Origin of the sequence: Paenibacillus sp. FSL H7-0737, from assembly GCF_000758545.1 — a bacterium.
In the GTDB taxonomy this organism is placed as follows: Bacteria; Bacillota; Bacilli; order Paenibacillales; family Paenibacillaceae; genus Paenibacillus_AQ.
The window spans coordinates 1,610,600-1,625,659 of the sequence record NZ_CP009279.1 but is presented as its reverse complement, the minus strand read 5'-3'; the positions used below and the strand labels follow the sequence as shown (position 1 = coordinate 1,625,659).

The following is a 15,060-nucleotide window of genomic DNA, read 5'->3' as shown; positions in this document are numbered from 1 at the left end:
ACAAAAAAACTAAAAAGAGGATTAAAGATCAGTGATGGCTGCCAGAACAGTATTATTGAAGTAATCCACATACATATTTTTAAATGGCTTCTGGTGATCTAGCTCTACAGATAAATGCACCGTAACTGTCTGATAAATCGGATCAACGCAGAGGAAAGGACCTGCCGCGCCCCAGTGTGAATAGGCTTCTGGAGAAAACAAATCTCCACCATCACGCTTCGAGCCGTTAATCGCCCATCCGTACCCCCAATACGCTTCTGGAAAAACCTCGTTTCTATATTGTGAGGATACGCCTGGAATTTGGTTGCGGGTCATTTCTTTTACGGTTACCGGACTAAGAAATCGTACTCCGTTATATATCCCACCGTTAAGAAACATCTGGCCAAAGACAGCCAAATCCATAGCCGTCGAGTAAGCGCCGCCCCCCGCAGATACGGAATTCAAATTATACTCGCTGTCCACCCATTCCGCGCACGCTGCTTCTGGTGCACGTCTTACTACTTTGTCCCGCACATCCATGGGTACACGATAATATGTATTTTCCATACCAAGCGGTTTAAAAATGGTTTCCTTTACGAATACATCATAAGCCTGTCCGCTAACGCGCCGGATGATTTCACCCAACAGCTCATAGCCATACCCGCAATAAGACATGACCGTACCAGGTTCGTTACTAAGCGGTGCATCATAACCGCCATATAAGTACTTATGCTGATCTGGATCTTGATTAGGTTCGTGTGGAGGGTACTCTCCTTGTTCCTTTTTCAACTGTCCGTTCTGCCAAATCACCTCACCCTCCAGGCCAGAGGTATGTGTCAATAAGTGATGTACGCATACCTTAGTTTTGCCTTCACCTGTAAATTCGGGGATGTAATCGGAAACAGGTCTGTTTAGACCAATCTTCCCTTGTTCCATTAACATCATTATAGCGGTTGCCGTAAACAGTTTTGTTATGGAACACAGTGGATAAATAGCATCTACAGTTAATTCCGCTGCGCCTGGCTCTGGACCGAATTTCCCGTTCGCTTGATGGACCAGTAGCATCCCCTTTCTCGCAGCAACAATAACTTGTGCCGGTGTGATGTTGTCTTCAACCATTTGTGCAGCTGCTATACGTATGCGCTCTACACCGTAAGCCGACACACCCGCCTGTTCTAAAGAATGAAATAATAGTTCTTTCATGGGTAGCCCTCCTAAATAAATTTATTCAATACATATATAAACTATTATACAAATATGTTAAATAATCCCGCTTACTTATTATTTACCTGTGACTCCATGGTTAATGGGTTATTCTTAATATAAGAAAAACGCTAATCTCGGTTATCTCCCGAAAATTAGCGTTTTATTTTAACCGCATCCACTTCTTCACTAAGTGACCGCTACCTTAAAAGCATCGACATTCAATGCCGTCCCATTGATGGTTAATGTGGCGTTGTAATAACCGCGATCACCACTCGGCTTACATTTATAATCACCCGAACATCCGCACACAAAGAATTTTGTATTTGTATAACCTGGATATATATTAGTAAGCTTTCGATAAAACAAATGTCCATGATGTGTGAAAATAGCTAGCACTTTATCCCTCACTTTCGTAGGAATAGCTGCAAAAAACTTAGCAGTCTCCGCCGCGCTTAATACATGGCTAGGATCGACCGTGATCCCGCCCACTTTTAAAGGCCAATGAAAATCAATAATATAAAAATGCTGATCATCTAAATTTTTCAATATATTTATGCTTCCCGGAGTGAACAGACCCAGAGCACAATTAAGCCACACGTACTTCACCTTACCCTGTGTCCCAGGGAAATTCATTTGCCCTTCTACTGCACCTAAATATTGCGTGAATAAGGACTGGGTACTTGCCTCCCAATTTCCTATCGATGCTTTATAGGGGATACTTCCGAGCGTGCTAGTTACTGTATCCTTGAAGTCCTTGTAATAGGCATTTGCATTATTTCCATGATTCGCTCCCGCTTGCGTGTTATCTCCTCCAAAAATAACAAATCTCTTATTCCCGCTCCCTACAGCCTTTGGCAATAGATTTCTAAAAATGCTTGCGCTATTCCCATATCCCACATGACTATCCCCAATTACCGCGAAGTTGATAGTCTGGGCTGTTGCTTTAGGATTCAGATTACGTTTGGGCTTAGGACTGGCGAGAAGCCTTCGCTTCTTAGTGGAGGCTGTCTGCTTTTTCATCTTAATCACCTCTTTAAAATGGATGAAGAATACCTGGTAGTATATATATTCGATCCAATATGCTTTCTCTTGGACAGACGTATCCTTTAAAAAGAATAATAGGGCAGATAATTAACAGGCTTATCTAAAAAGGTAAGATGTTATAATTAGTTCCACAGACGTCAATAATACAGTTCGATCCATAGCATTATAGTTTGAAAATATATTCAAGTAACGGAGGCCTTATTTTGAATAACGTTATCCCGGAATGGGCCGAATCTCATTTTCCTTTATATAGCGCTGGCAGCATTCAATCGATGTATGGGACCTCAAATCTACCAAGAGTTCAGATTCATGAGAATCTAACCGTATTACTGGCCGTTGCCGCTGGTAAAGGGAGCCTTGAGGTTAATAATCTGACTTATGAGCTTACGGAAGGAAGCGTAATCCTTCTCCCCGCTAATACTCATGCCTCTTTAATTACAAATCTCCAGCAGCCGCTTCATGCCTATAAGCTCACCATCTGGATTCAAGAGCAGACTCAGGCTATACCAGGCGGTGCGATGATACGAAAAAGCGAAATGGCTTCGAGTACAAATATGCTGTTGTTTCCTTATGAGCCTACTATTGTATCCAGTGTCAAGGAATTGTATCTTCACCGACTGCCAGATCGAGAAACACGCCATGTACAGAATCAAATGCTTTTTCATCAGATTATTCTACAATTGCTCGAACAGCAGGAAGCCAGATATACAGTTAACGAGCAACCATCGATGGAACGGAGCATTTCTTACCTGGAGAATCACTTTAGCGAAAAAATAACACGTGAGCACTTAGCCGCCATTGCGGGTGTAAGCAGCTCGCATTATTCAACGTTGTTTAAGCAGGTGACAGGCTTCAGCCAGAGCGAATATCTGTCGCGGCTACGGGTTCATAGTGCCAAGGAGCTTTTGCTTAACGGTTCAGGCACACTTAGGGAAATTGCGCTAAAGGTAGGCTACAAGGATGAATTTTATCTCAGTCGTCGTTTTAAGCTGCAGACAGGCGCATCTCCGTCTGGTTACAGCCGAAGCTCTTTCCAGCGAGTTGCCGTAATGCTTACCCCTTATGCAAGCCATTTGCTGTTACTTGGCTTAGAACCTGCGGTAACCATCTCTGAAAGTAGTGAATATTTGAATCTTTCGGATCAGGAGCCACCGCAGTCGATGAAGTTTATCAATACAAACAGCTCGGCTGAACAGATCAGATCGCTATTAATTGATGCCAACGTTGAACTGATTATTGCGGCCAAAGAACATCTGGAGGAATACGGATTGAAGGCCGGGCAGCTGCGAGCTGTAGCACCTATTATGGAGATCTCTTGGAACGAAATCGGCTGGAAAGATCAGCTACGCCTAATCGGCCGAGCCATTCAGCGGAGTGAACGGGCGGAGCAGTGGCTGAAGGATTTTGAACAAGAAGAGCTAGAAGCCCGAGAAATAGTACAGCACAGCACAGTCGCTAACGATATCATCACCATTCTGGTAATCAAGCCTGAGGAGCTACTCGTTTACGGAGCAAGGAATGTAGGTTATGTGATGTACCAATCCCTTGGACTTAGAGCACCGACCTTGATTGACAACGAGATAAAAAGATTGGGAGATCAGTTCCATTCGATTTCGATCGGGGTTTCAGATCTTGCAGATTATGCAGGAGACCGAATTTTAGTCATTGTATTTCCCGATGCCAAAGGCTCTACTGCGCATACTGAAGCGATCTTTCAATCCCCTTATTGGAGCCAGCTTCCCGCAGTGCAGCAGAAGAAAGTCCATATTCTTGATCTGGATGATTGGGTGCCTTATAACCCGGCTTCGATTCGCTTACAACTAGGACGAGCGGTAGCTTTATTCGGAGGCAAATAATAGTCCAAGTCTTTTTTCCAACAAAAAGGCATGGTTAGGCACATGAGTGATCCCTATAATGATTACAAATGCGAATGATTCTCATAATCACTCTAAGGCATAGGCTGAAGATTGATTTACATTGTTTGAATTGTTCAAAGTAACACTGTCATACAAAAAAGGGGAGAATTATTTAATGAGAAAGATATTTATTCCGTTTGTACTTATTATGGGGATTGCACTTAGTGCTTGTGGGGGAAACCAGGCGAAAAATGATGCTAGTCCTACAAACAGCCCATCTTCTACTCCTGCTGCGGAGTCAGAAAGTGCGACCTTTACTTATCAATCCGAAGATGGACCTGTTGAGGTTCCAACACATCCTCAGCGTGTTGTTGTACTCACCCGTTTTTTAACAGGTAATGTCATGGCACTGGGTGTACCTGTTGTGGGCGTAGATGAAATGTCCAAAACTAACCCGCGCTTTGAAGAGCAACTAAAAGACGTAGAGGCAGTTAGCGATGAAAGTCTGGAGAAAATCATTGAACTGCAGCCGGATCTGATCATCGGGCTCTCCGATATTAAGAATATCGATAAATTCAAGCAAATCGCACCAACCGTTACTTATACTTATAATAAAGTGGATTACTTAACCCAACAGCTGGAAGTCGGCAAATTGGTGAACAAAGAAAAAGAAGCTCAAGCTTGGGTCGATGATTTTAGTGCCCGTACCAAAAAAGCGGGTGAAGAAATCAGAGCGAAGATCGGTGATAATGCAACTGTCTCTGTTATTGAGACCTTTAATAAGCAATTGTATGTATACGGGTATAACTTTGGCCGCGGAACTGAACTCCTCTATGGGGACTTCAAGCTTGGCATGCCAGAAACAGTAAAAGAAAGCACCAAAACGGATGGATTCTTTGCTGTCTCGACAGAAGTGCTGAAGGATTATCTGGGCGATTACGTTATTTTCAGTAAAAATGCGGATGAAGATAATTCCTTCCAGAATACAGAAATCTACAAGAGCATCCCTGCCGTCAAAAACAATCGCGTATTCGAGGCTGATGCAAAAGCATTCTATTTTAACGATCCGCTTAGCCTTGAGTACCAGTTGGAATTCTTTGAACAACAATTTCTTGGAAAATAAAGATAATGACTACGAAGCAAACTTCCTTTCCATTTTTATATAAACTGCTTGGTAGCGTGCTGGTAATGGTTATATGCCTCGTGATTGCTATGCTATTCGGGGCTAAAGAAACCACTTTCAATGATCTGTGGCTTGCCATCACCTCAAATTCAAAGGCAGACAATGTCCTTATTCTGCGCGAGATCCGGCTGCCTCGCGAACTCGCCGCCATGCTAATCGGTGCTGCCTTTGCCGTATCCGGTGCTATCATGCAGGGGGTTACACGCAATCCATTAGCCGACCCAGGCCTGCTCGGTCTGACCTCGGGCGCGAATATGGCGCTGGCTCTTACGTTTGTATTTCTGCCGGGACTGAATTATTTTGGTACCATGATCGCTTGTTTCTTTGGCGCTGCCCTAGGAGCCGTGCTAGTACTTGTTCTCGGTTCTGTGCGCCAAGGTGGCTTCTCTCCGATTCGAATCGTACTCGCCGGTGCAGCGGTATCTGCCTTTCTGTATGCTATTGCAAGTGGTGTAAGCATTGCCTTCAAAATATCCAAGGATGTATCCATGTGGACAGCGGGTGGATTGATCGGCACAACCTGGGGCCAGCTTCAGGCTATCGCACCCGTTATTCTCATCGGCATTGTGGTGGCATTAATATTTTCAAACCAGTTAACAATTCTTAGCTTAAGTGACGTGGTAGCCATCGGATTAGGACAAAACCTTGCTGTGGTTAAAGGGATTCTATTCACTCTTATTATTCTGCTGACTGGAGCATCGGTCGCTCTAATTGGGGATATGGCTTTTGTAGGGCTGATGATTCCGCATATTGTCCGTAAGATTGTCGGTACCGATTACCGGTATATTTTGCCGATATCGATCTTTACGGGTGCATCGTTCATGCTTCTCGCGGATACAATTGGACGGACAATCCATGCACCTTATGAGACGCCAGTGGTCGCCGTCGTTGCTATGCTTGGGCTACCTTTCTTCTTGTTTGTTGTTCGGAAAGGAGGTAAAACACTCTCATGATTTCCTCTGCACCCGTGCGAAAGCAACGTATTATCCTTTGTGTATGCACCGGTTTGATTCTGCTAACAGCAATCGTCAGTATGGGAATCGGGTACTCTTCCCTATCTTTTGACAGACTGCTTCCGGTTCTGTTCGGGCATGGAACCTTTAAAGAAGACTTTGTATTATTCTCTGTAAGATTGCCGAGGATTCTGATAACACTGCTGGCAGGCATGGCCTTGGCGTTATCCGGTTCCATTCTGCAAAGCGTTACACGAAACGATCTAGCCGACCCCGGTATTATTGGTATCAACTCTGGTGCGGGTGTCGCTGTCGCTGTTTTCTTTCTTTTTTTCCCGGTTAGCGCTGGATCATTCATTTATGCGCTGCCGCTGGTTGCTTTTATAGGGGCATTACTTACGGCAGCGTTAATCTATCTATTTTCATATAGTCGGACTAAGGGGCTTGATCCTGTTCGATTGGTGCTCGTTGGGGTAGGGTTCTCCCTAGCGTTGTCTGGCGTTATGATCGTGATCATTTCGTCCGCGGATCGTGCCAAGGTAGATTTTATTGCAAAATGGATCGCAGGGAATATATGGGGTACAGATTGGCCATTCATTTGGGCTTTACTGCCTTGGTTGATCTTACTAGTTCCCTTTACCCTGTACAAATCACAGCGACTCAACCTGCTCAGCCTAAGTGAAGTCTCTGCCATTGGTGTCGGGCTGAATCTCGAACGTGAACGTATCGTTCTGATTCTCACGGCAGTTGCAGCATCCGCCTCCGCGGTTTCTGTCACAGGCGGGATCGCCTTCATCGGACTGATGGCTCCACATATTGCCAAATCGCTAGTCGGCCCGCGTAATCAGATGTTTATTCCCGTCGCTGTATTGCTGGGCGGCTGGTTACTTCTGATCGCGGACACCGTTGGCCGCAATCTCGTCGATCCTGACGGCATTCCGGCAGGGATCATGGTGTCGCTAATCGGCGTACCTTATTTCGCTTATTTATTGCTTAAGAAATAAGCAGTTCTATAAACAAAAAAGAGGACCTCGGCATAATTGCCGAGGTTCTCTTTACTGACCGTCTCTGTCCCCAGATTTCCACCGCTACGAGCGGTTCAATCAAGAAATCTGGGGACAACAACGGCCGGAAGTCCAATGATTCACCGCAGTGAATACTGAGCTTTTTGTTCGCAAATTTAGTTCAGCCTATATATCACCTAAATCTTCATATCCTTACCCGTATAATCTACAAACATGAAATGACCTTCTGGTGTAGTACGCTTCTCGATCAGGTCAAGGATCCCCTCGGCACTTTGATTTGGATTTGTCGGTGCCTCTGCCCCACCCATATCGGTTTGCATCCACCCCGGATGCACGCTGAGCACTTGAATCCCACGTTCTTTTACATAGACATGCAACTGCTGTGTGAACATATTGAGCGCCGCTTTGGAAATGCCATAAGGATAGTCGTTCGGATAAGCATTGGTGATACTTCCTGCTTCCGACGATATATTGATGATCGAGCATTCGGGTTCCGTAAGTAGCGGCAGGAAATGCTTAACCACTCGTATCGGTCCATACAGATTAATATCCATCGTTATAAGCATATCTTGGAAATCCAACGCTTCAATCGATGTATCCCGAGCGTTGAGTACCGCCGCATTATTAATAATGGCACCGAGGGTCCGACCTTGTTCTTGTAGACTCGCAGCCAGTGCCGCGATTCCTGCCTCGTCCGTCACGTCCATCGCAGCGATGGTTAGCTTCTCTCCATAGGTTTCAGCAAGCTTCGATAGCGCTGTTTGTTCCTGATCGGGCCGGCGAACCCCAGCAATAACTCCATAGCCCCGCTTCAGCGCTTCGGCCGCCAGTTCATAACCCAGTCCACGTCCAGCACCTGTAATGATAATATTCATAGTTATTCCTCCCCGTTATCCTTATCGTTCTCTAGCAGCTCCACAATTACTTTTAACTCCTTGAAAGTGTCCATATAAGCATAACGCCCCCCGGTATACTCACCCTTTTGCTGGAGTGGGAAGCCTTTGCCTTCTAGCAGCATTATCTTTTCTTTCATTCCTTCAACTACAAAAGCAATATGATGAGGCCCCTCACCATGTTCATTCAAGTAATCCCGCCACGTACTCGGCTCATGATCCGGTTCAATCAATTCCAGCTGTAAAGAGCCCATATCAAAAAAAGCTAGCTTAGCCCGCGCCTGCGTAGCCACGCCATTATGCCGGGTCTGCGCAATATCTTCTGTATCTGTAACGATAATTTCCGGCTTTTTGAGTCCAAAAAACTCCGCATATGCCGTACTTACCTTCTCCACATCATTCACCAATATTCCAATCTGCGTAACAAAATTACCAAGCAATCCTGACATGCGCATCAACCTCCTATTAGTCTGACAAGTCCACCATACCGATTCTTTGAAAGGGCTGTCAAGCCTGTGTTGAAATCATTCTGAGCAGCGATAATTTCAAGTATGTTTGTTTCGCTTAATCACCAATCCGGTTATAGAATGAAAAGTTTACATTAACAAAAAGGGGTGAGGAACGATGGACCATAGAAAAAGATCACGCCTGATGCAGCAGTTTGTTTTTGTCGGGCCGACTTCCTTGTTTTTCTTTATGATTGTGCTGATTCCTTTCTTTTTAGGACTCTATTATTCTTTTACCAGTTGGAACGGAATCTCACGTGATGTGGAGTGGACCGGACTCCGGAATTATCTACATATCTTCACAAAGGACCCTTCCTTTCTTCATTCATTCTGGTTCACGGCGAAGTTCACTTTCTTCGGTCTGATACTGACCAATCTGCTCGGCTTCGCACTCGCTTATGTACTGACCCGCAAGCTATTCACGCGCAATGTCCTGAGAACGGTATTTTTTGTACCTCATGTTATCGGTGGACTTTTGCTCGGGTTCATTTGGCAGTTTATTTTTGTCAGAGGGTTCTCCTCGATTGGACAGGCTACGGGCTGGTCCTTCTTTAATCTTCCGTGGCTGGGCACCGGAGGGACAGCCTTCTGGGCGATTGTAATCGTATTTGTCTGGCAAAATGCAGGGTACCTAATGGTCATCTACATTTCTGCAATCAACAACGTTCCCAAAAGCCTGATTGAAGCCTCAAAAGTGGATGGCGCCGGACGCTTTCAGGCTTTACGCCATGTCACCATCCCGCTGGTTATGCCAGCTGTAACCGTTTGTCTGTTCCTTTCTATCTCTTGGTCATTTAAGCTGTTCGACCTTAACCTGTCGCTGACCAAGGGTGGTCCCTTCAAAGCTACTGAATCTGTAGCGTTGAATATTTACAATGAGGCCTACACTATTAGCCGATTCGGGATGGGCTCCGCAAAAGCGATGATTTTCTTCGTCATTGTGGCCGTAATCTCCCTGCTACAGGTTAGAGCAACCAAGAAAAGAGAGGTGGAGCTGTAATGGAGACTACCGCCAAAAAATTCAATGTGTCTCTGCTTCTCGTCGAAGTAATTGTGATCCTCCTGGGCCTTCTATTTCTAGTACCGTTTTACTTTCTTCTAGCTAACTCGGTTAAAAGCTATAGTGAGATTCTTTCGGATTCCGCTGCGCTGCCCTCCGTATTCCAGTGGAGCAACTACGCCGAAGCTTGGAAAGCTATCAATTTTCCTCGTGCCTTCCTGAACTCTTTTATTATCACGGTGATTAGTAATATTCTGCTAGCGTTCCTCTGCTCTATGTGCGCTTACAAAATGGTTCGCAATAACAGCTTATATAACCGCATACTTTATATTGCTTTAGTGGCCGCTATGGTTATTCCGTTTCAGGCGATCATGATCCCGCTGGTGCAAGTTGTTAGCGGTCTGGGCGTCATGGATTCAACCACAGGTTTGATTTTAGCGTATCTTGGATTTGGCGCCCCGATGACTGTATTTCTGTTCCATGGCTTCGTCAAATCGGTACCTCTTGATATTGAGGAAGCTTCGAGAGTAGATGGCAACAGTCCTTATGGTACCTTTTTCCGGATTGTGCTTCCGCTCATGCAGCCGATTATTGTCACTGTCATTATTCTGAATACCCTGTGGATCTGGAACGATTACCTGATGCCTTCGCTTATTCTGCAGGACCCGGTGCTTCGCACCATTCCCATCGCCACTTATAGCTTCTTCGGACAATATACGAAACAGTGGGATTTAGCACTTCCGGGACTTGTGCTCGGGATTACGCCCGTGGTCATCTTTTTCCTAGCGATGCAAAAATATATTATTGAAGGCATTGCCCAAGGCTCCGTAAAGGGCTAACGATACATGTTATTTTCAGCCAGAGAGGATGAATGAATATGAGAACCAAACGTGGAATTCTCCTCGCATGCTCCCTGCTGCTGGCTGCTCTGACAGCCGGCTGCGGACGTGGCAGTGACAATGCGAATGGAGTTAAAACCGTGCATATCTACCAGTTCAAGGTTGAAATATCTGAAGCGCTAGCTTCGCTTAAGACTGAGTTTGAGAAGGAACACCCCGATATTAAGCTGGAGGTGCAAAGCGTGGGTGGCGGGACCGATTATGGTGCCTCCCTACGCGCCAAGTTCTCATCTGGAGATGAACCGGATATCTTCACCATTGGTGGCAACAATGAACGTGATATGTGGATGGAATATCTGGAGGATTTAAGCGGTGAAGCTTGGGCCAAGGATGTAAAGCCCCTTGCAGCAGAACAAATGACTGCAGATGGCAAGCTCTATGGCATGCCCATGAATCTCGAAGGATACGGCTTCATCTATAATAAGGACCTGTTTAAGAAAGCAGGCATCACCGAGAAACCCTTAACTCTAACCGCTCTGCGCGAAGCCTCCGAGAAGTTAAAGGCAGCAGGCATCACACCTTTTGCAAATGGATATCAGGAATGGTTCGTGCTCGGCAATCATAATGTGAACGTAGCTTTCGCCCAGCAGCCAGATCCCGAAGCATTTATCGCCGGGCTTACGGACGGCACCAAAACTTTCGCTGGAGACCCGGTTTTCTCCAAATGGATCGACCTGCTGGACCTTACTGTAGAGTACGGCAACAAAAATCCACTCTCCACCGACTATAATACCCAAGTCACGATGGTAGCGAGCGGAGAAGCCGCGATGATGCAGCAGGGTAACTGGACGCAAGGACAGATCGACGGCATCGATCCTAATTTAAATCTGGGTATCCTACCGATGCCCATTGACGACACCCCAGAAGACAATGACAAGCTGTATGTAGGCGTGCCCAGCAATTGGGTGATCAATAAAAACTCCCCCGTTAAGGAGGAAGCCAAGGTCTTCCTGGATTGGCTGGTCACCTCCGAGACCGGGAAAAAGTATATCACTAAGGAATTCCAGTTCATCCCTGCGCTCGACAGCATTAAGGGCACCGAAGAAGATCTTGGAGCGCTGGGCGCCGAGGTGCTGGCTTATACCGATAAGGATCAAGCGCTGACCTGGAACTGGACCCGTCTGCCGAACGGGATGCCGCAGGAATTATCCAGCAGCATTCAAGGGTATCTCGGTGGCAAGCTGACCAAAGAAGGCATGCTGAAGGAATTCCAAGTCAACTGGGATAATCTCAGTGTGCAGTGAGTTACCCGCTCTGTACATCAAAAGCCGCGCAATGATGCGCGGCTTTTTCTTTTGATCGTATTCATTTGATTAGTTCGCACGCAGCATACTAATTTGTCTGGCAAGATACACTGGTGTATAGGGCATGTCATCTCGAAGCCAAGAAATAACCGTGCCAATCAGGGCTGCTGAACCGTACCAAACGGCAATGTCCTTCTGTATGGGCATCTTGGAATGCTCAGCAGCACCCTCCTTTTTCTCCTGGTGTGCAGAGATGATTTCCGCCATCAAGTTGAACAGACGGTCTGTAAAAATAGGGCTTCTTTTCGATGTGAGTATCACTTTATAGAATTTGGCATTTTCCGCAATATGCTTAAGCAGACTCTCTAATATCCTCAAATTCTCTTCTTCAACCGATTCGTGATCGTTGTCATCGTTGTTGACCACTTGTAAAATGTCCTCCACCATCTCATCCGCCATCTTTTCCAACATATCCGGGAGATCCCGATAATGCAGATAAAAAGTAACACGATTGATTTTAGCCCGCTCTGCAATACGGTTTACTGATATTTTCTCAATATCCATTTCCTCAAGCAATTCAATCACAGCATCTCTAAGCAATTGACGTGTACGAAGTACCCGGGGATCTGTACGTTGCGTTGTGTTATTCATCTTACTCTCTCCAATCTTTAACTTTCATATCGTAAACTACAATTTATAAAAAATTGTTGTTTTTTCATGAGAAAACACTACAAATTTAAAATGAATGTAAACTATTTTACATTTTTTCGCAAATCGTTGCTTGATTACATGAAAATTTCATTTATAATCTAATTCATGCATTGTAAACTATACAACACACTGTAAATTTAGTCCATGATCGACGATTTGAGAGGATGGAGTGGAGTGAGTACAAAGACAGAAGTATCAAGCAGTTCCGTAAAAAAGGGACCCATCTTATTCATTATGATTTTGGGCGCTTTTCTTGCGACACTGAATCAGACAGTAATGAGCGTTGCCGTTCCCGAGTTAATGCATGATTTTAATATCTCGGCTGCAACCGCTCAGTGGCTGACAACAGGCTATATGCTGGTTAATGGTGTTCTAATCCCAATTACAGCTTATTTGATGCAACGGTTTACGACACGAGAGCTTTTTCAAGCTTCCATGTTTATATTTTTAGCTGGAACGATCGTCTCAGCCATCGCGACAAACTTCCCTATTCTACTGACCGGGCGTATGATTCAGGCAGCTGGCGCTGGGATTATCATGCCACTGCTCACAAATGTCATCTTGACCCTGTTCCCTCCTGCAAAGAGAGGGGCTGCCATGGGGATGGTAGGCTTAGCCATTATTTTCGCACCTGCGATTGGACCTACTCTGGCCGGATATATTTTGGAGCATTATTCTTGGGAGACTATGTTCTATGGCATGATTCCTTTGACCGTCATTGTAATCATATGTGGATTTATTTATTTGAGAAATGTATCGGAGCGCATCTATCCTAAGCTGGATATTGTTGGTGTAGTTCTTTCTACTATCGGTTTTGGCACCTTGCTGTATGGCTTCAGCCGTGCTGCCAGCGCAGGCTGGTCAAGCGCAGAAGTACTGTTGTCTCTGGGTCTAGGTGTCCTTTCCCTTGGCTTGTTTACTTGGAAACAGCTAGCCTCCCAGAACCCGTTGCTTGATCTTCGAGCTTTCAAATACAGCATGTTTTCCTTAACGACTGTCATCAGTATCGCAGTCACTATCGTGATGTATGCAGATATGATGCTGCTGCCTTTGTATCTTCAAAATGCCCGTGGCTTTACAGCGATGGAATCCGGCTTACTGCTGCTTCCTGGTGCGCTCATTATGGGTTTATTGATGCCGGTAACCGGAAAGCTGTTCGACCGGTTCGGGGCAAAGTGGCTCGCTATTATCGGTCTACTGATTACAATTGCAACGACGCTAAGCTTTGTGAATTTAACGGACTCAACCAGTTACATGTATCTGGTATATATGTCAACTGGCCGCCGGATCGGTATGGCTCTGCTCCTTATGCCAATACAAACTTTAGGGCTAAATCAATTGCCCTCCAAGCTTAGTGCGCACGGTACAGCAATTTCGAACACCATTCGACAAGTGGCTGGCGCCGTAGGGACTTCCCTACTTGTCACTGTAATGACAAGCCGTACTACAACGCATATGAAGGATATGCTGGCCTCGGGCAGCACACAGAACGGAACACAAGAACATATGATTATGGAAGCTTCCATTCAAGGTATCAATGATTCCTATCTAGTTATTGTTGGTATCGGCATTCTTGGGCTGCTGCTCTCTTTCTTCATTAAACGTGTTGGGCAAGCGCCTGATCCGGAGCAAGAACCCGAAGTGAAGCTCAAAAAAATTATTGCTAAAGAAGCTTAATATATAGAAGCAATTAGCACTATTTAAACCAACTTGCAAAAGAGATCAGCGATGTTAATCATTGCTGATCTCTTTTTAGTCTGACAACTACCCTGCTTACAAGCTCGGGCGGTTAAATACCCTGCATCCTGAATATAACCCCCACTCACTTCTAAAAAATTGCCCATTGCGCAATTTTGCCCTTTGGGCAATAATATAAAAATAGAAAATAGAGCACAGAATGTCCTCTGTACTTAAGAAAGGAGATCGCATAGAACTTGAACCCCAAACAGACGCTGCGCGACAAAAAAAAAGAAGCTACGGCCTATGCCTTAGCCAAATCTGCCTTCGAGCTTGCGCTTGAACTAGGGATGGACGGCTTCATCGTCGACGACGTTGTACAGAAGGCTGGCTACTCCCGGCGGACCTTTGCCAACTACTTCTCGTGCAAAGAAGAGGCGGTAGCAGCATATTTTATCAGCAACTCTTCAAGAGAAGATAAAAGCATGTTATTCGATAACCTGCCACCAGATGCAACACCGCTAGATGCCTTGTACAAATTGTTCAAGCTGCAGTTTACTTCCGAGTTTCTGTATCAATTGCGGCAGTTCGTATCGCTGGCTAATCAGTATCAGTCACTGGAGCCTTATATTCTCAGCGTATTCCGCCGCCTGCAGATTGCCGCACAGGAAGTGCTCGAACAGTTCACTCATGGACGTTATGCCGACGGGTATACACATCTTCTCGCAGGCGCCGTTTACGGAGCGTTCGTGCCGATTCTGGATGGACGTCTGAACGTCATGCTGCCAGGTGAAGCGCAGGATGAACACTCCGATGCCATATCGTTCGATCAATATCTAAATTCCATGTTTACTTATTTACGCAAAGGCTTTTAATTTAGAGAT

14 protein-coding genes are annotated in these 15,060 nt (G+C 45.4%); 9 read left to right on the top strand and 5 right to left on the bottom strand.

The features are described from left to right. Nucleotides 1-21 precede the first annotated feature (21 nt). Together H70737_RS07105 and H70737_RS07100 are read right to left on the bottom strand one after the other, a co-directional pair. Nucleotides 22-1,182 carry a serine hydrolase domain-containing protein gene (locus H70737_RS07105; protein ID WP_042185916.1) on the bottom strand — a complete coding sequence of 387 codons (1,161 nt, stop codon included), beginning with the start codon at nt 1,180-1,182 and terminating at the stop codon, nt 22-24. Nucleotides 1,183-1,371: 189 nt separating this feature from the next. Further along, nucleotides 1,372-2,205 (bottom strand): metallophosphoesterase family protein, encoded by an 834-nt coding sequence (locus tag H70737_RS07100; RefSeq protein ID WP_042185914.1) that lies wholly within the window; start codon nt 2,203-2,205, stop codon nt 1,372-1,374. Nucleotides 2,206-2,432: 227 nt separating this feature from the next. On the opposite strand from H70737_RS07100, the gene H70737_RS07095 reads away from it, so the two are divergent. The 4 genes from H70737_RS07095 to H70737_RS07080 all read left to right on the top strand — a co-directional run bounded on the left by H70737_RS07095 (nt 2,433) and on the right by H70737_RS07080 (nt 7,225). Next, a complete protein-coding gene (locus H70737_RS07095) occupies nt 2,433-4,085 on the top strand; it encodes a helix-turn-helix domain-containing protein (RefSeq protein ID WP_042185912.1) in 1,653 nt (550 codons plus the stop codon). A gap of 175 nt (nt 4,086-4,260) precedes the next feature. Next, a complete protein-coding gene (locus tag H70737_RS07090; RefSeq protein ID WP_042185910.1) occupies nt 4,261-5,208 on the top strand; it encodes an iron-hydroxamate ABC transporter substrate-binding protein in 948 nt (315 codons plus the stop codon). Nucleotides 5,209-5,213: 5 nt separating this feature from the next. Then, nucleotides 5,214-6,221 (top strand): FecCD family ABC transporter permease, encoded by a 1,008-nt coding sequence (locus H70737_RS07085; protein ID WP_042185908.1) that lies wholly within the window; start codon nt 5,214-5,216, stop codon nt 6,219-6,221. After that, complete coding sequence (locus H70737_RS07080; protein WP_042185906.1) at nt 6,218-7,225, top strand: FecCD family ABC transporter permease; 1,008 nt, start codon at nt 6,218-6,220, stop codon at nt 7,223-7,225. Before H70737_RS07085 ends, H70737_RS07080 begins: the two co-directional genes overlap by 4 nt. 197 nt (nt 7,226-7,422) lie before the next feature. Here H70737_RS07080 and H70737_RS07075 read toward each other — a convergent pair whose 3' ends face one another. Together H70737_RS07075 and H70737_RS07070 are read right to left on the bottom strand one after the other, a co-directional pair. Further along, complete coding sequence (locus H70737_RS07075) at nt 7,423-8,121, bottom strand: SDR family oxidoreductase (protein ID WP_042185904.1); 699 nt, start codon at nt 8,119-8,121, stop codon at nt 7,423-7,425. Between the two features lie 2 nt (nt 8,122-8,123). Then, a complete protein-coding gene (locus H70737_RS07070) occupies nt 8,124-8,588 on the bottom strand; it encodes a VOC family protein (RefSeq protein ID WP_042185902.1) in 465 nt (154 codons plus the stop codon). Between the two features lie 175 nt (nt 8,589-8,763). On the opposite strand from H70737_RS07070, the gene H70737_RS07065 reads away from it, so the two are divergent. Genes H70737_RS07065 through H70737_RS07055 form a run of 3 tightly spaced genes read left to right on the top strand, consistent with a single transcriptional unit; the run spans nt 8,764 to nt 11,788 of the window. After that, nucleotides 8,764-9,645, top strand: a complete 882-nt coding sequence (locus tag H70737_RS07065) for a carbohydrate ABC transporter permease (RefSeq protein WP_042185900.1) — start codon at nt 8,764-8,766, stop codon at nt 9,643-9,645. Then, nucleotides 9,645-10,484 carry a carbohydrate ABC transporter permease gene (locus H70737_RS07060; RefSeq protein ID WP_042185898.1) on the top strand — a complete coding sequence of 280 codons (840 nt, stop codon included), beginning with the start codon at nt 9,645-9,647 and terminating at the stop codon, nt 10,482-10,484. The genes H70737_RS07065 and H70737_RS07060 overlap by 1 nt, the downstream gene beginning before the upstream one ends. A 32-nt stretch (nt 10,485-10,516) precedes the next feature. Then, a complete protein-coding gene (locus H70737_RS07055) occupies nt 10,517-11,788 on the top strand; it encodes an ABC transporter substrate-binding protein (protein ID WP_143764054.1) in 1,272 nt (423 codons plus the stop codon). Nucleotides 11,789-11,857: 69 nt separating this feature from the next. On the opposite strand, the gene H70737_RS07050 is transcribed toward H70737_RS07055, so the two are convergent. Continuing rightward, nucleotides 11,858-12,439 carry a TetR/AcrR family transcriptional regulator gene (locus H70737_RS07050; RefSeq protein ID WP_042185894.1) on the bottom strand — a complete coding sequence of 194 codons (582 nt, stop codon included), beginning with the start codon at nt 12,437-12,439 and terminating at the stop codon, nt 11,858-11,860. 294 nt (nt 12,440-12,733) lie between these two features. Between H70737_RS07050 and H70737_RS07045 the strand changes: the two genes are divergently transcribed. Then, nucleotides 12,734-14,176: a DHA2 family efflux MFS transporter permease subunit gene (locus tag H70737_RS07045; RefSeq protein ID WP_231573474.1), complete on the top strand. Its 1,443-nt coding sequence runs from the start codon at nt 12,734-12,736 to the stop codon at nt 14,174-14,176. Nucleotides 14,177-14,433: 257 nt separating this feature from the next. Further along, on the top strand, nt 14,434-15,051 hold the full coding sequence (locus H70737_RS07040) for a TetR/AcrR family transcriptional regulator (protein ID WP_042185890.1): 618 nt from the start codon (nt 14,434-14,436) through the stop codon (nt 15,049-15,051). Nucleotides 15,052-15,060 lie beyond the last annotated feature (9 nt).

Coding starts and splice junctions, on each gene's coding strand:
- H70737_RS07070 (WP_042185902.1), bottom strand. CDS start 8,588: ATGTCAGGATTGCTTGGTAATTTTGTTACGCAGATTGGAATATTGGTG.
- H70737_RS07075 (WP_042185904.1), bottom strand. CDS start 8,121: ATGAATATTATCATTACAGGTGCTGGACGTGGACTGGGTTATGAACTG.
- H70737_RS07055 (WP_143764054.1), top strand. CDS start 10,517: ATGAATATGAGAACCAAACGTGGAATTCTCCTCGCATGCTCCCTGCTG.
- H70737_RS07060 (WP_042185898.1), top strand. CDS start 9,645: ATGGAGACTACCGCCAAAAAATTCAATGTGTCTCTGCTTCTCGTCGAA.
- H70737_RS07065 (WP_042185900.1), top strand. CDS start 8,764: ATGGACCATAGAAAAAGATCACGCCTGATGCAGCAGTTTGTTTTTGTC.
- H70737_RS07050 (WP_042185894.1), bottom strand. CDS start 12,439: ATGAATAACACAACGCAACGTACAGATCCCCGGGTACTTCGTACACGT.
- H70737_RS07080 (WP_042185906.1), top strand. CDS start 6,218: ATGATTTCCTCTGCACCCGTGCGAAAGCAACGTATTATCCTTTGTGTA.
- H70737_RS07085 (WP_042185908.1), top strand. CDS start 5,214: ATGACTACGAAGCAAACTTCCTTTCCATTTTTATATAAACTGCTTGGT.
- H70737_RS07100 (WP_042185914.1), bottom strand. CDS start 2,205: ATGAAAAAGCAGACAGCCTCCACTAAGAAGCGAAGGCTTCTCGCCAGT.
- H70737_RS07090 (WP_042185910.1), top strand. CDS start 4,261: ATGAGAAAGATATTTATTCCGTTTGTACTTATTATGGGGATTGCACTT.
- H70737_RS07045 (WP_231573474.1), top strand. CDS start 12,734: ATGATTTTGGGCGCTTTTCTTGCGACACTGAATCAGACAGTAATGAGC.
- H70737_RS07105 (WP_042185916.1), bottom strand. CDS start 1,182: ATGAAAGAACTATTATTTCATTCTTTAGAACAGGCGGGTGTGTCGGCT.